Source organism: Bacillus sp. FSL K6-2841 (assembly GCF_037976435.1).
In the GTDB taxonomy this organism is placed as follows: Bacteria; Bacillota; Bacilli; order Bacillales; family Bacillaceae; genus Bacillus; species Bacillus pumilus.
This window is the reverse complement of record NZ_CP150266.1, coordinates 2,602,079-2,619,964: the sequence shown is the minus strand read 5'-3', so window position 1 is coordinate 2,619,964 and position 17,886 is coordinate 2,602,079. Positions and strand designations below refer to the sequence as shown.

16 protein-coding genes and 1 other annotated feature are annotated in these 17,886 nt (G+C 42.6%); of the genes, 8 read left to right on the top strand and 8 right to left on the bottom strand.

Going from position 1 to position 17,886, the window contains the following annotated elements:
* Positions 1 to 4 precede the first annotated feature (4 nt).
* Genes MHH68_RS13305 through MHH68_RS13295 form a run of 3 tightly spaced genes read right to left on the bottom strand, consistent with a single transcriptional unit; the run spans position 5 to position 2,475 of the window.
* Positions 5 to 1,165 carry an acetoin utilization protein AcuC gene (locus tag MHH68_RS13305; protein WP_061409138.1) on the bottom strand — a complete coding sequence of 387 codons (1,161 nt, stop codon included), beginning with the start codon at positions 1,163 to 1,165 and terminating at the stop codon, positions 5 to 7.
* On the bottom strand, positions 1,162 to 1,803 hold the full coding sequence (locus tag MHH68_RS13300; RefSeq protein WP_061409135.1) for a CBS and ACT domain-containing protein: 642 nt from the start codon (positions 1,801 to 1,803) through the stop codon (positions 1,162 to 1,164). Before MHH68_RS13300 ends, MHH68_RS13305 begins: the two co-directional genes overlap by 4 nt.
* Positions 1,804 to 1,842: 39 nt before the next feature.
* Complete coding sequence (locus MHH68_RS13295) at positions 1,843 to 2,475, bottom strand: GNAT family N-acetyltransferase (RefSeq protein ID WP_012010911.1); 633 nt, start codon at positions 2,473 to 2,475, stop codon at positions 1,843 to 1,845.
* 155 nt (positions 2,476 to 2,630) lie between these two features.
* Here MHH68_RS13295 and acsA point away from each other — a divergent pair, with 155 nt between their 5' ends.
* The 6 genes from acsA to MHH68_RS13265 all read left to right on the top strand — a co-directional run bounded on the left by acsA (position 2,631) and on the right by MHH68_RS13265 (position 9,558).
* Entirely contained in the window at positions 2,631 to 4,355 is a 1,725-nt protein-coding gene (acsA, locus tag MHH68_RS13290; RefSeq protein ID WP_058015048.1) for an acetate--CoA ligase, read from the top strand.
* 58 nt (positions 4,356 to 4,413) lie between these two features.
* Positions 4,414 to 4,652, top strand: a binding site (T-box leader).
* A 52-nt stretch (positions 4,653 to 4,704) separates the two neighbouring features.
* Complete coding sequence (gene tyrS / locus MHH68_RS13285) at positions 4,705 to 5,973, top strand: tyrosine--tRNA ligase (protein ID WP_058015049.1); 1,269 nt, start codon at positions 4,705 to 4,707, stop codon at positions 5,971 to 5,973.
* A 250-nt stretch (positions 5,974 to 6,223) separates the two neighbouring features.
* Complete coding sequence (locus tag MHH68_RS13280) at positions 6,224 to 6,871, top strand: triacylglycerol lipase (RefSeq protein WP_058015050.1); 648 nt, start codon at positions 6,224 to 6,226, stop codon at positions 6,869 to 6,871.
* 93 nt (positions 6,872 to 6,964) lie between these two features.
* Positions 6,965 to 7,174: a hypothetical protein gene (locus tag MHH68_RS13275; RefSeq protein WP_061409133.1), complete on the top strand. Its 210-nt coding sequence runs from the start codon at positions 6,965 to 6,967 to the stop codon at positions 7,172 to 7,174.
* Between the two features lie 71 nt (positions 7,175 to 7,245).
* Positions 7,246 to 7,809, top strand: coding sequence for a cysteine hydrolase family protein (locus MHH68_RS13270; protein ID WP_061409130.1), 564 nt, complete (start codon positions 7,246 to 7,248; stop codon positions 7,807 to 7,809).
* 240 nt (positions 7,810 to 8,049) lie between these two features.
* Complete coding sequence (locus tag MHH68_RS13265) at positions 8,050 to 9,558, top strand: collagen-like protein (RefSeq protein WP_339163486.1); 1,509 nt, start codon at positions 8,050 to 8,052, stop codon at positions 9,556 to 9,558.
* A gap of 180 nt (positions 9,559 to 9,738) precedes the next feature.
* Here MHH68_RS13265 and rpsD read toward each other — a convergent pair whose 3' ends face one another.
* Positions 9,739 to 10,341: a 30S ribosomal protein S4 gene (gene rpsD, locus MHH68_RS13260; RefSeq protein WP_058015054.1), complete on the bottom strand. Its 603-nt coding sequence runs from the start codon at positions 10,339 to 10,341 to the stop codon at positions 9,739 to 9,741.
* Positions 10,342 to 10,639: 298 nt separating this feature from the next.
* A complete protein-coding gene (locus MHH68_RS13255; protein ID WP_268466382.1) occupies positions 10,640 to 11,137 on the bottom strand; it encodes a GAF domain-containing protein in 498 nt (165 codons plus the stop codon).
* A 126-nt stretch (positions 11,138 to 11,263) separates the two neighbouring features.
* On the opposite strand from MHH68_RS13255, the gene refZ reads away from it, so the two are divergent.
* Entirely contained in the window at positions 11,264 to 11,929 is a 666-nt protein-coding gene (refZ, locus tag MHH68_RS13250) for a forespore capture DNA-binding protein RefZ (protein WP_061409122.1), read from the top strand.
* Here the strand turns inward: refZ and hisJ are convergent.
* Complete coding sequence (gene hisJ, locus MHH68_RS13245; protein WP_061409119.1) at positions 11,899 to 12,714, bottom strand: histidinol-phosphatase HisJ; 816 nt, start codon at positions 12,712 to 12,714, stop codon at positions 11,899 to 11,901. The two genes, refZ and hisJ, sit on opposite strands and share 31 nt — an antisense overlap.
* 340 nt (positions 12,715 to 13,054) lie before the next feature.
* Between hisJ and ezrA the strand changes: the two genes are divergently transcribed.
* Positions 13,055 to 14,758 carry a septation ring formation regulator EzrA gene (gene ezrA / locus MHH68_RS13240; protein ID WP_058015058.1) on the top strand — a complete coding sequence of 568 codons (1,704 nt, stop codon included), beginning with the start codon at positions 13,055 to 13,057 and terminating at the stop codon, positions 14,756 to 14,758.
* A gap of 40 nt (positions 14,759 to 14,798) precedes the next feature.
* On the opposite strand, the gene brnQ (MHH68_RS13235) is transcribed toward ezrA, so the two are convergent.
* Positions 14,799 to 16,142, bottom strand: a complete 1,344-nt coding sequence (gene brnQ, locus MHH68_RS13235) for a branched-chain amino acid transport system II carrier protein (RefSeq protein ID WP_339163478.1) — start codon at positions 16,140 to 16,142, stop codon at positions 14,799 to 14,801.
* A 214-nt stretch (positions 16,143 to 16,356) separates the two neighbouring features.
* A complete protein-coding gene (brnQ, locus tag MHH68_RS13230; protein WP_061409113.1) occupies positions 16,357 to 17,700 on the bottom strand; it encodes a branched-chain amino acid transport system II carrier protein in 1,344 nt (447 codons plus the stop codon).
* Positions 17,701 to 17,886: the final 186 nt, after the last annotated feature.

The following is a 17,886-nucleotide window of genomic DNA, read 5'->3' as shown; positions in this document are numbered from 1 at the left end:
TTTCTTATGCATTTTTCTTTTCTCTTCTAACGGGCATCAGTGCTTTTTCTACAGTTTGAGCATTTTTTTCTGTGATTTCAGCTTTTCTTGGGATCGGTGGATATAAATCGTCAGGATCTCCCCATGTGGATGGCAGAGTGACGGGCGATTGTTTATGCCAAGCCTGAACCCAGTCCTGAGGCAGTTCATCAGGGGGTATAATGCCTTTCATTTCAAGCCAAATTCGGCTCCATGCCCTTGGCACGACCCGCCAAATATCATATCCTCCTCCGCCGACAGCGATCCATTTGCCATCACAATATTGATGCGCTAAATCATGGGCAAGTTTAGGAATTTCCTCATATATTTTCATGGTAGCAGATAAATGGGTTAACGGATCATAGTAATGTGCATCTGCACCATTTTGCGTCAAAATCACATCTGGTTTAAAAAAAGCAGCAATTTCAGTCACTGCTGTTCGGTATGCTTCAAGGAACGATTCGTCTTCTGTAAATGCATCAAGCGGAATATTGTAGGCGTAGCCATAGCCTTTATCGTGACCTCTTTCCTGTACTTGTCCAGTTCCAGGGAACAAATAGCGTCCCGTTTCATGAATCGAGACCGTACAAATCTCAGGGTCGTCATAAAAGCTGAATTGTACACCATCTCCGTGATGGGCATCCGTATCAATATACAAAATTCTTGCACCGTATGTCTTTTGAATATATTGAATCGCCACTGAGCTGTCATTATAAATACAGAAGCCGGATGCACGTCCTTTAAACCCGTGATGAAGTCCACCGCCAAGATTCAGTGCATGCTGCGTGTGTCCCATCATCACTTGGTCAACGGCTGTGAGTGTCCCGCCAACAAGGAGAGAAGCTGCTTCATGCATACCTGCAAACATCGGTGTATCCTCCGTGCCAAGACCGTAGCGCTCACCCTCTGCTGTAGAGAGCTTTCCTTCACTAGCCCGCTGCACAGCTTGAATATAATCGGCTGTATGGACGAGCTTTAATTCATCAAGGGTCGCCATACGCGGTGCGACGATCTCATCATCTGTTAACGCCTTCATTTTTTGAAGCAGGTCATATGTTAAGTAGACACGAAGCTGATTGAAGGGATGGTCTTGGTGAAACTGGTACGTTTGAAAAGAGGGTGAAAAAACAAAGGTCGCTTCCTTCATTTGATCGTCTGCTCCATTGGCCACAGCACCTTATATCCTTTTGCGCGAATCAGCTTCGTCACATGATCTGCATGCATGGTTTGAAGGCGGAAGACGAGCACTTTAGACGATTCATTTGCATGCGGATACACAAGCACACTCAACATTTGAATATGCTGTTCCTTTAAAATGGCCGTGATGTCTGCAAGACCTTCTGTCATTTGGTCCACTTCAACCTCTAAGTGTGACCCAGGCTGATCTGCACCTGTCAGTCTGACAAACGTACGAAGCAAATCAGTCTTTGTGATAATACCTACAAGCTTGCCGCGTCTCACCACTGGAAGGCAACCAATTCCGTGCTCAAAAAAGACACTTGAAATCTCTTCAACGAAATCAAGCGGATGAGCAGTAATCGTCTCTAATACCATGATCTCCTCAACAGGACGCTGAATAAAGAGCTGTCTTTTTTCTGTTTCAAATATACTTGGACTGGCATTTTTAATATCTCGATCTGTCACCATCCCAATGACAGAACCTTGATCAGATACGATCGGAATATGCCGGATGTGATGTGCACTCATTTTTTTTACAGCCTCTTCAATCGTATCGGTTTTTCGCAGCGTGATCACATCACGCTCCATAATTTGTTCAATCATCATTGTTTACCAATCCCCTTTGCCAAAAAAACGAATTGAACGTTAATACATAAAGCGTTGATGGAAGCGAAGACGATCGAAACGCTCAATCGAATCAGGACTCACATTTTTCCCGATTCTGGCCATTAAACAATTGGCTGGATGTGAGCTGATCTCTGGCTCGTCTGTTGCAAACCAAACAAGACCGCCTGCGTTCATCATTTTCTCCATCATCTTGCGGTACTCCCACACGTTTTTCTTTGTCCCCTTTAAATCCCAATGCCAGTAATATTCAGTTGTAATGACGATATAATTCTCCATTTGCTCATCCATCATGCTCACATCAAGTAAATGCTTGCCAAGTGAGCAGCCTCTAAATGGAGGAGCGACCTCAATCGCGCCAAGCTCGATTAAATTGTCCATGTTGCCCTCTGACCAGCGCTCAAGCGGATCAGGATATAAATACGTGACATAGCCGACAACAAGCTCATCCACTCTTGCAATGATAATACGTCCTTCTGGAAGATCTGCTATTTCAACAAGTGCCTGTTTCTGTTCCTCTGGCGTGCGAAATGCCGTTAGGCCTTCATGAAATGTATAGTTCGCAAGCTCTGATGCAGGTACCGGACCTTCAATAAGGATGGAACCTGTTTCTCGCTCAATGATTTTTGAATAATAAGTTTTAGGATGCTCCACGTATCCACCGCCTCAAATTCTAGTGAGTCGTCTCTATTTTATCTTAAAACCTGCAAGAATTAAAACGGTTTCACTATAAGTTTTTTAAAAATTGAGAAAAAAAGTCATCTATACTATAATGGTCATTGTAAACGTATGCAAAGGGGGACTGTTTGATGAAAGTGGAAACGCTACCATCAGTAAAAGGGGACTATCATTTAAATGATTATGAGCAGGCATACAAAGAATTTTCATGGGAAGAAGCAAGAAAAAACTTCTCATGGTATGAAACAGGAAACATAAATGCAGCCTATGAAGCGATTGACAGACATGCGGACTCGTTTCGCAAGAACAAGGTGGCGCTTCATTACAAAGATTCACAGCGGGATGAAAAGTATACGTTCAGAGATATGAAAATCAACACAAATAAAGCGGGCAATCTATTCAGAGAAAAGGCGCATGTGCAAAAAGGAGATCGCGTATTTATCTTTATGCCTAGATCCCCTGAGCTCTATTTTCTTCTGCTTGGCGCAGTTAAAATTGGTGCGATCGTTGGCCCGTTATTTGAGGCATTTATGGAAGGTGCGGTCAAAGACCGTTTAGAAAATAGCGAGGCGAAGGTCATTGTGACAACGCCAGATCTGCTTGAACGAATTCCGTTTGCAGAGCTTCCGAAACTTGAATCTGTCATTATTGTCGGCGGTGAAAAGGAAGATATCGATGGCGTTCGGACCATCCATTATGAAGAAGCCTTTGACCAGGCGGCGAAGGATCTTGAAATCGAATGGATGGATGAAAAAGACGGCTTTCTGCTTCATTACACGTCAGGGTCGACAGGTACGCCAAAAGGTGTGCTACATGTCCATGGTGCAATGGTGCAGCAGGATCAGACCGGTAAATGGGTGCTTGATCTGAAAGAAGACGATGTCTACTGGTGTACAGCTGACCCGGGCTGGGTAACAGGCACAGTGTACGGCATTTTTTCACCGTGGTTAAACGGGGCAACAAATGTCATTTTAGGCGGCAGATTTAACCCTGATACGTGGTATGAAACGATTGAATCACTAGGTGTGACCGTTTGGTACAGTGCACCGACCGCCTTTAGAATGCTAATGGGGGCAGGAGATGACCTCATTCAAAAATATGATCTCAGCTCGCTTCGTCATGTGTTAAGTGTAGGTGAGCCTCTTAATCCAGAAGTCATTCGCTGGGGAGACGCTGTATTTGGCAAACGAATTCATGACACTTGGTGGATGACGGAAACCGGTGCACAGCTGATTTGTAATTATCCATGCATGGACATTAAACCAGGTTCAATGGGGAAACCGATTCCAGGTGTAGAAGCTGCGATTGTGGATAATGCCGGAAATGAACTTCCGCCATATCGGATGGGCAACCTTGCCATCAAAAAAGGCTGGCCGTCTATGATGCATACGATCTGGAACAATCCTGAAAAATATGAATCTTACTTTATGCCGGGAGATTGGTATGTTTCAGGAGATTCAGCTTATATGGACGAAGACGGATACTTTTGGTTCCAGGGACGTGTCGATGATGTGATCATGACATCAGGAGAGCGGGTTGGTCCTTTTGAGGTGGAAAGCAAACTGGTTGAACATCCGGCCATTGCAGAGGCTGGTGTCATTGGAAAACCAGATCCGGTCCGCGGTGAAATTATTAAGGCATTCATTGCGCTTAGAAGCGGATATGAGCCGACAGATGAGCTGAAAGAAGAGATTCGTACGTTTGTGAAAAAAGGACTCGCTGCACATGCGGCACCGAGAGAAATCGAGTTTAAAGACAAACTCCCTAAAACGCGAAGCGGAAAAATTATGAGACGTGTGCTAAAGGCGTGGGAACTGAATTTACCGGCTGGCGACCTATCGACAATGGAAGATTAATTTTTTCATCAGTTGACTTGATATCAAAAATATGTTTAAAATGACATTAGTTGAATATGTAAAGGTTTTGACTGAGATTCAGTAGAATCATCTTTCCCTGTCCAAGAGAGCTGACGGCTGGTGCGAGTCAGTGCAAAGAGATATTCGAATTACCCTCACGAACCGCTTTTACGAAAAGGAGCATGCACGCTGTCCTGATTAGTGAAAGAACGGATCTGTCCGTTATCAGTGTAAGTGAAAAGACGTGATGTATTGTCTTTTAAGCAGGGTGGTACCGCGATATATATCGTCCCTTCGTTCATTCGAAGGGGCGTTTTTTATGTTGAATTGTAAAAAAGGAGAATGAGATATGAGTCAATTGATGGAAGAGTTATCGTTTAGAGGATTAATTCAGCAGCAAACAGATGAAGAAGGTTTAACAAAATTATTAGCAGAAGAAAAAATCAAGCTATACTCCGGTTTTGACCCAACAGCGGACAGCTTACACATTGGTCACCTATTGCCAATTTTAACATTACGCAGATTCCAGGAAGCAGGTCATCACCCGATTGCTCTTGTTGGCGGTGCAACTGGACTAATCGGTGATCCTAGCTTCAAAAAAGCAGAACGTTCACTAAACCCAGCAGAAATCGTCGAACAGTGGTCAGATAAAATCAAAGGACAGCTTTCTCAATTTCTTGATTTTGAAGCAGGCGAGAACCCAGCCGTTATCGTGAATAACTACGACTGGATCAGCCAAATGAATGTGATCACATTCCTTCGTGATATTGGGAAGAACTTCGGTGTGAACTTCATGCTGGCAAAAGATATCGTCAGCTCACGGATTGAGACAGGTATTTCGTACACAGAGTTCAGCTACGTCATCCTGCAATCTTTAGACTTTTTAAACCTTTACAGAAATGAAAACTGTAAACTGCAAATTGGCGGAAGCGACCAGTGGGGAAATATTACATCTGGACTTGAGCTGATCCGTAAGTCTGAAGCAGAAGGGGCAAAAGCATTTGGTTTAACGATGCCGCTTGTCACGAAAGCAGACGGCACGAAGTTTGGTAAAACAGAAGGCGGCGCCATTTGGTTAGATAAAGAAAAAACATCTCCATATGAGTTCTACCAATTCTGGATCAACACAGATGACCGTGACGTTGTGAAATACTTAAAATACTTTACGTTCTTATCGAAAGAAGAGATCGCATCTTACGAAGAAAAAGTGCAAACAGCACCTGAAAAACGTGAAGCACAGCGCCGTCTAGCAGAGGAAGTCACAACACTCGTACATGGCCGTGAATCACTAGAACAGGCAGTCAACATCTCAAATGCCCTATTTAAAGGTGAGATTAAATCTCTTTCAGCCGAAGAAGTCAAAGTAGGCTTTAAAGATGTTCCATCAATGGAGAAAAGCAGCACAGAAGAGTTGACACTTGTCGATGTCCTTGTGGAATCGAAGCTGTCACCATCAAAACGTCAAGCACGTGAAGACATCACAAATGGTGCAGTTTCCATCAACGGAGAGAGACAAACCGATAAAGACTACGTCCTTTCAGCGGAAGATAGAATTGAAAACCAATTTACCGTCTTAAGAAGAGGGAAAAAGAAATACTTCCTTGTGAATTACAAATAAGAACGATGTGCAGCCGGCTGTGATAACCGGCTGCTTTTTTTATTTAAAATGTGAGACGGGTGCTCAGTTAAGAGTCTATTAGACTGTTCATAGAGACTTTGTCTAGTCTTTTGGCATTGGCGCTGAGAAAGTCAAAGGTGCTTTTTCAGTAATTATTTTCTGTGAAATAAAGCAACAAACAGTGCCTTGTTCACTTTTCTGACATATTTTTCTTGTATAAAATAGAGTCGAATAAGATGAATAAGGGGGAATGAAAGTGATTCGATTTAAGAAAAAGAGTTTGCAAATTCTTGTTGCCCTTGCCTTAGTGCTAGGTTCAATGGCTTTCATCCAGCCGAAAGAAATCAAAGCGGCTGAGCATAATCCGGTAGTGATGGTGCATGGTATGGGAGGAGCGTCTTATAACTTCGCTTCGATTAAAAGTTATTTGGTTACACAAGGCTGGGATCGAAACCAATTATTTGCTATCGATTTCATAGACAAAACAGGTAATAACCGCAACAATGGTCCTCGTCTATCCAGATTCGTCAAAGATGTGCTAGACAAAACGGGTGCCAAAAAAGTAGATATTGTGGCGCATAGTATGGGCGGGGCGAACACGTTATACTATATTAAGAATCTAGACGGCGGCGATAAAATTGAAAACGTCGTCACACTTGGAGGAGCGAATGGACTCGTATCACTCAGAGCATTACCAGGCACTGATCCAAATCAAAAAATTCTTTACACATCTGTCTATAGCTCAGCAGATATGATTGTTGTCAACAGCCTCTCTCGTTTAATTGGCGCAAGAAATGTCCTGATCCACGGCGTTGGACATATCGGTCTATTAACCTCTAGCCAAGTGAAAGGGTATGTGAAAGAAGGATTGAATGGCGGAGGACAGAATACGAATTAAAACATGAAAAAGACAGCGACTTGTGCTGTCTTTTTTGATGTCATCGCCATATGGCAGGAGCTAGTTGGTGTAGGGGAATAAGGAGGCCACACGTTGACACACAGACTCAAACAATATTTCTTCGGATACTTTCTCTATTTTCCATGCTCATTTCTCATTATCTATTTTATTTGGATGAAGTTCGTCAAATCAGTTCAAATGGGCGAGGTGATGTCTAATTATACATCGATTATCGGTATCTATTATATCATCACTAGTGTGTGGTTTATTTTTTTAATGCAAAAACAGGCAAAACAGCAGTAAAGGCATGTACAAATGGATCACCATTACGTACACTACATGTAGTGAATAAGAATCTTCGGAGGTGAGCGTTTGTGCAAACGAGTCAAAAAGCTTTAATCATTGTAGATGTACAGAAGGCGTTCGAGCATGAAAAATGGGGAGAACGAAATAATCTAGAGGCAGAGGAAAATATCAGCCGCCTATTGAGGTTTTGGAGAGAGAAAGGCTGGAAAGTCATTCATATTCAGCATACAGCCGACAATCCAGACTCTGTGTTTCATCCAGCAAATGAAGGACATCTGTTCAAAGATATTGCCAGACCGTTAGAGGAAGAAACGGTGATCCAAAAGAAAGTGAACAGCAGTTTCATTGGTACGAACTTGGAAGAACAACTAAGATCAAACCATGTTGACTCAGTCGTGATCGCAGGATTAACAACACCGCACTGCGTATCCACAACTACAAGAATGAGCGGAAACCTGGGCTTTGATACGTATCTGATTTCGGACGCAACAGCTGCCTTTGGGCTAACAGATCAAACTGGTACATATTTTGACCCAGAAACAATCCATCGGCTCTCACTTGCCACACTCCATGATGAATTTGCGACTGTGCTGACAACAGATCAATTGATTAGTAATTGGATGGTAAAATAAAAAATATCGCTATACGCTTAATAATACTTGATGAACCATGGAACAAAAAAATCCTCTAGAATTCTAGGGGATTTTTTTTCATGATAGATTATATAGTTTTGAATAGCTTCTTGAGACTGGCTAGTCATCATGAAAAAACAATAGACAAATTTAGCGCAAAATACAATCAAATCTTCACAACTTAATCGCACCTATTTACTGATGTAACATAAGAATAATGATAAAGGAGATGAACAACTGATGGGTTGTGATAAGTATAAAAAATGCCCTTGTTGTAAACAGAAACTATCAAAATCAAACTGCTGCATCATTTGTGAAACAAAAGTAATTGTAGGACGACGAGGATTACGAGGACTACGAGGACTACGAGGGATTCGAGGAGCCACCGGAGCCACTGGTCCAACAGGAGCCACAGGAGATACCGGAGCGATCGGTCCAACAGGAGCCACGGGAGATACCGGAGCGATCGGTCCAACGGGTGCCACAGGAGATATCGGAGCCACGGGAGCAACGGGTGCCACGGGAGATACCGGAGCCACGGGAGCAACGGGTGCCACGGGAGATACCGGAGCGATTGGTCCAACAGGAGCCACTGGAGATACCGGAGCCACCGGAGCCACGGGTGCCACAGGAGATATCGGAGCGATTGGTCCAACAGGAGCCACGGGAGATACCGGAGCCACTGGAGTCACTGGAGCCACGGGAGATACCGGAGCCACCGGAGCCACAGGAGCCACGGGAGATACCGGAGCCACCGGAGCCACGGGTGCCACGGGAGATACCGGAGCCACTGGAGTCACTGGAGCAACGGGTGCCACGGGAGATACCGGAGCCACCGGAGCAACGGGTGCCACGGGAGATACCGGAGCCACTGGAGTCACTGGAGCAACGGGAGCCACGGGAGATACCGGAGCCACCGGAGCCACAGGAGCCACGGGAGATACCGGAGCCACCGGAGCCACGGGTGCCACGGGAGATACCGGAGCCACTGGAGTCACTGGAGCAACGGGTGCCACGGGAGATACCGGAGCCACCGGAGCAACGGGTGCCACGGGAGATACCGGAGCCACTGGAGTCACTGGAGCAACGGGTGCCACGGGAGATACCGGAGCCACCGGAGCAACGGGTGCCACGGGAGATACCGGAGCCACTGGAGTCACTGGAGCAACGGGAGCCACGGGAGATACCGGAGCAATTGGTCCAACAGGAGCCACGGGAGATACCGGAGCCACCGGAGCAACGGGTGCCACAGGAGATACCGGAGCCACTGGAGTCACTGGAGCCACTGGAGCCACCGGAGCCACAGGAGATACCGGAGCAACAGGAGTCACAGGTGCAGGGCTAGCTGAATTTGCATATGTATACAATCTAAGTGCTGAAACAGTAGCTTTAGAGGCCCCAGTGATTTTTGACTCAACTGGAATTACTACTGCTGGTATTACCCATGCCCCTGGAACTTCTCAAATTATAGTCACCAACCCAGGAAACTACGAGGTTACTTTTTCAGTTTCTGGTGTAGAACCAAATCAATTCACTCTATTTGTAAATGGAGCTCCTGTGACGAACACAGTTTATGGTTCAGGAGCTGGTACTCAACAGAACAACGGTCAGGCCATCCTCGCTCTAGCAGCAGGTGACACGCTTACTCTTGTAAACCATACTTCCACAGCAGCAGTTACTCTTCAAACTTTAGCAGGAGGGACCCAAACAAACGTGAACGCTTCTATTATTATTAAAAAGTTAGACTAACTTAAATGTGTAGAGATGCTTTTAGAAGCTTTGCCTGGTGCTCATCTTGTGCATAGTCTGTTTTCTATCTATGTTTTAAATTCATTTGTTCATAGGAGAAAGCAAACAAAAAACCCTAGAAATCCTTGAATAATCAAGGGATCTAGGGTTTTTTTGATCTCTCTTTGGAGAGTCATGAAATTAACGAGAGTAGAACTCAACGATTAGTTGTTCGCTGATTTCAGGCGCTAATTCAGAACGCTCTGGAAGACGAGTGAAAGTTCCTTCAAGCTTTTCAGCATCGAAAGTAAGGTATTCAGGAACGAAGCTGTTCACTTCAACTGATTCTTTCACAACTGCAAGGTTTTGAGATTTCTCACGAAGAGCAATCGTTTGACCTGGTTTCACAGAGAAAGATGGGATGTCTACACGGCTTCCATCAACAAGGATGTGACCATGGTTGACTAACTGACGAGCTTGGCGGCGAGTACGAGCAAGGCCAAGACGGTATACTAGGTTGTCAAGGCGAGTTTCAAGAAGAATCATGAAGTTTTCACCTTGTTTACCAGGAATTTTAGCAGCTTTGTCAAATAGTGTACGGAATTGACGTTCGTTGACACCGTACATGTGACGAAGCTTTTGCTTCTCTTGTAATTGTAAACCGTATTCAGATAGTTTTTTGCGTTGTCCTGGACCATGTGGGCCTGGAGCGTAAGGGCGTTTTTCAAGTTCCTTACCTGTTCCGCTTAATGAAATGCCTAAACGGCGGGAAATCTTCCAACTTGGACCTGTATAGCGAGCCATAATGTGACTCCTCCTTATTTGTTTTTATTTGTGAAAAATAAAAACCGTCTGTTCTTTGTCTTTTCCGTCATTATGTTTTCATGCATCCTCGCTCCAGCAGCAGGGAGTTACAAGATGCACCTTCATATAGAAGGAACAAAATGATACAAAAAAGCCGAACAAAAAGGCTGCCATATTTCACACAAACTCTATTATAGGACGCTGGATAGGAGAAGTCAACCTATTTAGAAGCAATGGCGGTGCCTTGCGTCTGCGAAGAAAAATAAAAAAGCAGACAATATGTCTGCTTTTTGTAAGATTACGCATTTGTAGAGGCGGATAACGCATTCTGGAGTACCTCGGTAAATTGAATTAAGTAGGTTTCATCTACTTCACTGAAACGGTCTTTCACAGGGCTGTCAATGTCGAGTACTCCAATGATCTCTCCATTTACCTTGAGCGGAACGACAATTTCAGATTGTGATGCTGCATCACATGCGATATGTCCAGGGAATGCGTGAACATCAGCGATACGCTGGACTTCACCTTTTGCAAACGCAGTACCGCAAACACCTTTTCCAGATGGGATACGCACACATGCAGGCAGTCCGTTAAACGGTCCGAGCACAAGCTCGCCGCCTTTAGCTAAATAAAACCCTGCCCAATTAACCTCTGGGAGTGAATGATACAATAGCGCCGCAGCATTTGCCAGGTTGGCAATTAGATCAGGCTCACCATCTGTAATGGCTTCGACCTGTTTAACGAGCAATTGATAGTCTTTTGATGGATCGCCAGACTGTTTTTCGACATGAAACATGAAAATCTCCTACTTTCTATCTCAAAAATACATAACTTGCGTCTCGCATGTGGGATTTGTCGAGCAATTGTAAAAGGAACTTCCACCTTCATCTTGAAGTATGTACACATGAAGAGGGGTGAGCGGATGAAAACATCAACAACCATGCAAACAAAAGACCGTATTATTGAAGCTGCCATCAGACTTTTTAACCAAAAAGGATTTTCTGGAACCTCTGTCCGTGAGATTGCGAAGGAAGCAAACGTCAACGTTGCCCACATTTCTTATTACTTTCAAGGAAAAGGAGGGCTGCTTGAGCAGCTCGTATCCGATTTTTATGAAGGCTATATTCACATGATTGAATCACATATCCATCACATGGAAACTCGTCATGCAAAAGAATGTTTACTACATGTGGTTTTTGATATTTTATCTTATCAGCACGAGCACCGTCAATTAACCCGTTTCGTTTATCGAGAGGTAACGATTGATTCGACGCTCATTAGAGAAATTATGTCGACCTATTTAACGAAAGAAAAATATTTGTTTCAGCTCATCATTGAAAAAGGAAAAAACACCCATGTGATTTGTGAGCAGCTCTCCATCTCATCTTTTATGATTCAGCTGAAATCACTACTCATGATGCCCTATTTACAGACGCAATATTTAATGGAGGTGCTTTATCTAAATCCAAATGAGCCTTATTTCTATCAAACGTATTTTAAGGAACTGAGCCGCTCTCTTCATCATTTACTAGAACCAAAAAAGCCGGCATTAGATTCTCATTTAAAACTCATGATGTCTTCGAATTGATCATAAGCATATCCGAGATCTTCCGCTTGATGGGCATCAGACCCAAATATGAGCGGGATTTTTTTCTGTTTTGCAAGATCAATCATCCATTGATCTAAATAGATACTTCTGGCATATGTTTTACGAAGACCTGATGTATTAAAATCTAAGGACATGCCTTTTTTTGCCGTTTCTTCAAGACAAAGGGTGACCTTTTGACAAAGTGCAGGTGTCATCTCAAATGGGAAAAGCTGTTTGAATTTCTGCACAAGGGTGATATGACCGATTCTATTTGGCTTATAACGACCTAAAGATGATAGAATAGAAGAATGAATTTGGTCATAGTAGCTCTGATAGACCTGTTCGATGGTGCCATAGAGGCTTATTAGCTGCTGGAAGGCATTCTCGTCAAAATCAAGGCAAATATAATCATCGCCAGCAGGAAGAAAGTGAACAGATAAAATGCTATCGTCTAGTTCTGGACCATAGCAGTCTAAAAAGGCACTTGTTTCCTCTTCATACTCTTTGATATAGTCAACCTCAAGCCCAGTTTTTACTATTAATTGGCCTGTGTATTCCAGTTTCAGCTGATCCAATTTCGTTATATACGATTCAAGTTCTTGGAGCTTCATGGCACTATCCTGCTCTGGTGTTGGATCATGGAACGATGGAGGCAGAGGGGCATGCTCGGTAAAGGTTATGGAATCAAATCCCTTTTTGATGGCTTTTTCAATATAAGAATGAAATGAATCAAGCGAGCCGTGCGGGCAAAACGGTGTATGTAGATGTGCATCTTGCTTCAGCATGTCGTCACCTCTTGTCGATATTTTGAAAAACGTCATGTTTATCAGCGAAAATAATGAAAAATCATGACCAAAAATGCTGGTTACATGGTATCATAATAACAATGAAAACGACAGCTTCCGCATACATAAAAGCAGGTCACATGGATACGTGTGATCAAATGATAGAAAGCGCTCAAATACTTTCTTGAAAAACATACATAAAACCGTGAATGGATGGTATTGGAAAACATACGATCCTGTTTATAAAAAGACAAATGCAAAGCGGACACGAAAGGGTTCTCAGGTCTACTCGGGACACTTTTACCCTGACATCACTTAGATCACAACAAGGGGGCTCATTATGGAGTTTATCATCGGTTTAATTGTCATTTTGCTTGCTTTGTTTTCAGTCGGTTATTTCCTCAGAAAAAATATATATAAAGAGATTGACCGATTGGAAGCATGGAAAATTGAAATTTTAAACAGATCAATTGTAGAAGAAATTTCAAAAATCAAACACTTAAAAATGACCGGAGAAACAGAGCAATTTTTTGAAAGATGGCGTGCAGAGTGGGACGATATCGTGACAGCCCATCTTCCAAAGGTAGAGGAGCTATTATATGACGCAGAAGAGTATTCTGATAAATATCGATTCTCCAAAGCCAAGCAGGTTCTTGCACATATTGAGGACTTGCTGAGTGCTGCTGATTCGAACATTGAAGACATTTTAAAAGAAATTGCAGACCTTGTCACAAGCGAGGAGCAAAATCGCAAGGAAATTGAAAAGGTCAAGGAGCAATATCAAACGGTTCGAAAAAATCTGCTTGCGTACAGCCATTTATATGGCACCCTTTATGACAAAATGGAGCAGGACTTAGATGAGGCCTGGGAAGGGATCAAGCAGTACGAGGAAGAAACAGAAAACGGAAACTACATGAAAGCAAGAAAAATTTTGCTTGAGCAAGACCGCAGACTCGACCAGCTTCAACTATATATCAATGATGTACCAAAGCTTATTGCAGACTGCAAACAAACCGTACCAGGTCAGCTGACGAAGCTGAAAGACGGATATCAGGAAATGTCGGAAAAAGGTTACAAGCTGGAGCACATCCAGATCACGAAAGAGCTGGAGACTTTAAACAAACAGCTTGCGAGAGCGGAAAAATTGCTCATTGATGAACTCAATTTAGAAGAGGCATCAAGCATTTTGCAAATGATCGATGATGCGATTGAGACGCTTTATGATCAGCTGGAGGCAGAAGTAGAGGCAGGTCAGGAAATCAAAAGCAGAATGCCTGAGCTCACAGAAGCATTCGAAAAGCTCGAGCAAGATCACACACAAACAAAGGCAGAAACGGCTCTTGTGAAAGAAAGCTACAAGCTGACAGCAGGAGAACTCGATCAACAGAAAGCATTCGAAAAACGTATAGAAGAAATTGAAAAGCTGATGAAACAAATCCGCGAGAAGCTTGATCGTGATCACGTGGCATATTCATTATTAATGGATGAAATCAATCAGCTGGAGACCTTCATCGAAGATGCAAAAGCATTGCATGACACATTTAAAGGTCATCTTCAATCATTAAGAAAAGAAGAATTACAAGCGAGAGAAACACTGGCTGAGCTTAAAACGATGCTGACAGATACAGTACGCCAGCTGCATAAAAGTAATATTCCAGGTGTACCTGCTGAGATGAAAGAGAGCGCTGAAAAAGCACAGGAGATGATTCATCAAGTGCACGAGCAGCTAGAAAACCTGCCACTCAACATGCCGGCAGTAAATCAGCAATTAAAAGATGCCTCTGACACAGTCAAAAATGTTGTGGATGAGACAGAAGAAATGCTCAGTAAAGTGGATCAAATTGAACGAATCATTCAATACGGCAATCGTTTTAGAAGTCAAAACCATATTCTTTCAGAACAATTAAAAGAGGCAGAACGAAGATTTTACGCCTATGATTACAACGGATCATTTGATATAGCAGCAGCGGCTGTTGAAAAAGCATCACCAGGCGCTGTACAAAAGCTGTTAGCTCAGCAAGAAAAAGAGTATCAGCATCAATAAAAAAGCTGAAGTCCATTTACAGGACTTCAGCTTTTTTCTGTTAAGATGCTTGTTTCTCCCGCTTTTGGGAAGCAGAAGAAGTGAAATGAGAAAGAATGAACCCAATGACCACTCCGAAAATAGCAGGAACAACCCATCCAATACCAAGATCATATAAAGGTAATATCGTTTGAAAGAGATCCTCCACTGGTCCAATCGGGAGTTTCGCTGCTACTAAGCCGTCAAACAAACTGACGCAGCCTGTTAAAATCAAAGTAAGGACATATACAGGTCTTCTTTGACCAATCCATTTATCTGCTAGCGACAAAACAATGATGACAATCGCTAGCGGGTATATGGCAGTTAAAACTGGTACAGAGAAAGCGATAATATGAGTAAGTCCAAAATTTGAAATAATAAAACTGAATAATGTCACGAGTGTAACGACCATTTTATAAGAAAGTTTAGGTAATAAATTCGAGAAATACTCTCCGCATGATGTAACGAGACCGATACTTGTCGTTAAACAAGCAACCGTAATCGCAGCACCCAACACAATATTTCCTAAACTGCCAAATAAAAATTGAGAAGACTGAGCCAAGATTTTACTGCCATCTCCAACAAAACCAATGGCGTGTGTACTTGAAGCGCCTAAATAAGCAAGAGATAGATAAACAAATGTTAATCCGCAAGCTGCAATCAGACCCGCTTTGATACAAGCAGAAGTCAGTGCCTTTTTACTTGTCACACCGCGTCCTTTAATGGCGTTGATGACAACAACCCCAAACACAATAGAAGCAAGAGCATCCATGGTTTTATAGCCCTCTAAAAATCCTTTGAAAAATGACCCATTGCTATAGGATACATCAGGTGTGCCAATGACGCCCATCGGCGTTAAAATGGCTTTGACAATAATGATAAAAATAATCGTAAATTTAATTGGTGTTAATACTTTCCCTACACGATCCACAATCTTCGTTGGATTTAGAGCAAGATAATACGTAATACCAAAAAAGACAAGTGTGAATAAAAGAAGTGAGAGCCAAGCTGGTACACCTGCTAAAAAGGGTAATGCACCAATTTCATATGAAACCGTTCCTGTCCGAGGAATAGCGAAAAGTGGCCCAATAGATAAATATAAAATGACGGTAAACGCTGTTCCAAAAGCTGGGTGAGCTTTATCAGCTAATCCTTTCGCATCTCGACCTGTCAGAGCGATTGCAATAATCCCTAGAAGAGGTAAACCGACACCTGTTAATAAAAATCCGCCCATTGCTTTCCACACATTTTGCCCAGCATATTGCCCAAGCTCTGGTGGATAAATCATATTACCGGCGCCGAAGAATAGAGCAAACAGCATAAAACCTATGATAACCGTATCTTTCGTCGACAAAGTTGCCTTCATTGCATTTAAAGCCTCCATTATTATGTTGAAATATTCTGTTAATTAGTTGCTAGGTAACCGTTCATCATTAACAATCACTAATTATAAAGGATGTACGCCTGATGTCAACATGTGTTTACGTACAAAAGTCATGAATTTTTCTATTTTAGTATATGAAGAACAATAAAAAAACATCCCCTTCTTCTTTGGAAGGGGATGTTTTAGCTTGCGATGATTATGAGACAAGCTGCTTTGGCGGGCTGGTAAACATCGAAATAAGTAAACCAACCACAGCACCGATAACAGCTGGTATGATCCAGCCAATGCCTAAATCGTAAAACGGAACAATTGATTTCAAGATGCCAGGCAAGCCGCCTAGATTAACTTCGGCAGCTAATAATCCATCAATGATGGCGAAGAAACCAGTAAAGATAAGAGATACGATATAAATGAGTCTTCTTCCGTTAATCCAGCGATCAAGGAATGACAATAAAATAATGACAATGGCTAGTGGATAGATCGTTACAAGAACTGGAACAGATAGAGAGATAATTTGTGCCAGTCCAAGGTTTGCAACCAGTGTACTAAATAAAGATACGATCAGAACGACTGTGCGATAAGACAGGCTAGGGAAGAGCTTTGAAAAATATTCTCCACAAGATGAAATAAGTCCAACACTAGTCGTTAAACAAGCGAATAAAATGGCTGCGCCAAGAACAATGTTACCAGCAGAACCGAATAAAAAGTTTGCAGAAAGTGAAAGCAGTTTGCCGCCATCATTTGCTCCAACCATTCCCGTCGCATCGGGACTTGAAGCACCCACATAAGCAAGTGAAATGTATACGAGTGCCAGCCCAACAGCTGCCACGAGTCCTGCTTTAATACAAGCTGCTGCAAGAGATTTACGCTCTGTGATGCCTCTGTCCTTAACAGCTGTCACCACGACGATTCCAAATACGATAGAAGCAAGAGCATCCATTGTTTTATAGCCTTCTAAAAATCCAGTAAAGAGCGGGTTTGCTTTATAGGTTGCATCAGGAGCACCGATCATTCCCATTGGCGTAGCAATGGCTTTAATGACAATAATAGCAATTACAGTTAATAAGATCGGTGTCAAAATTTTACCAATTCGATCAACCAGCTTTGAAGGATTTAAAGCAAGCAAGTATGAAATAGTGAAAAATACTACAGTAAAGATGAATAGTGGTACCCATGAAGTGGATTGGGCACCTGAAAGAAATGGAGCTAATCCTATCTCATACGAAACCGTACCAGTTCGTGGAATAGCGAAAAATGGCCCGATAGATAAATACAAAATAACGGTAAAGATGGTCCCGAATTTTGGGTGTGCTTTATCTGCAAGGCCTTTTGCACCGGTACCTGTAAGGGCGACTGCAATCACTCCAAGAAGCGGAAGACCTACTCCTGTGAGTAAAAATCCACCGATGGCAAGCCATACATTCTCACCCGCATATTGTCCAAGAACAGGTGGGAAAATCATATTTCCTGCGCCAAAGAATAATGCAAAAAGCATTAGGCCAATGGCTAGCGTCTCCTTTATACTTAAACTATTTTTCAAAATAGTTCCTCCTTAATCAGTGTAGTGTGCCAAATTAAAATATTCTGACAATTAAAATGTTTATGTGCCAATGGCACTATGGATGATATAGTGAAAATGAAAAGTTGTCAACTGCCATTTTCAGAAAATTCTATGTCTGACTTCATTATGGTAACATATAAATGCATTTATTTTTTAAGTTTTTTG

What these genes read in the sequence shown, in the direction of transcription:
- MHH68_RS13305 (WP_061409138.1), bottom strand. Translation starts at nt 1,165, where the DNA reads ATGAAGGAAGCGACCTTTGTTTTTTCACCCTCTTTTCAAACGTACCAG.
- MHH68_RS13300 (WP_061409135.1), bottom strand. Translation starts at nt 1,803, where the DNA reads ATGATGATTGAACAAATTATGGAGCGTGATGTGATCACGCTGCGAAAA.
- acsA (WP_058015048.1), top strand. Translation starts at nt 2,631, where the DNA reads ATGAAAGTGGAAACGCTACCATCAGTAAAAGGGGACTATCATTTAAAT.
- tyrS (WP_058015049.1), top strand. Translation starts at nt 4,705, where the DNA reads ATGAGTCAATTGATGGAAGAGTTATCGTTTAGAGGATTAATTCAGCAG.
- MHH68_RS13280 (WP_058015050.1), top strand. Translation starts at nt 6,224, where the DNA reads ATGAAAGTGATTCGATTTAAGAAAAAGAGTTTGCAAATTCTTGTTGCC.
- MHH68_RS13265 (WP_339163486.1), top strand. Translation starts at nt 8,050, where the DNA reads ATGGGTTGTGATAAGTATAAAAAATGCCCTTGTTGTAAACAGAAACTA.
- rpsD (WP_058015054.1), bottom strand. Translation starts at nt 10,341, where the DNA reads ATGGCTCGCTATACAGGTCCAAGTTGGAAGATTTCCCGCCGTTTAGGC.
- MHH68_RS13255 (WP_268466382.1), bottom strand. Translation starts at nt 11,137, where the DNA reads ATGTTTCATGTCGAAAAACAGTCTGGCGATCCATCAAAAGACTATCAA.
- refZ (WP_061409122.1), top strand. Translation starts at nt 11,264, where the DNA reads ATGAAAACATCAACAACCATGCAAACAAAAGACCGTATTATTGAAGCT.
- hisJ (WP_061409119.1), bottom strand. Translation starts at nt 12,714, where the DNA reads ATGCTGAAGCAAGATGCACATCTACATACACCGTTTTGCCCGCACGGC.
- ezrA (WP_058015058.1), top strand. Translation starts at nt 13,055, where the DNA reads ATGGAGTTTATCATCGGTTTAATTGTCATTTTGCTTGCTTTGTTTTCA.
- brnQ (WP_339163478.1), bottom strand. Translation starts at nt 16,142, where the DNA reads ATGAAGGCAACTTTGTCGACGAAAGATACGGTTATCATAGGTTTTATG.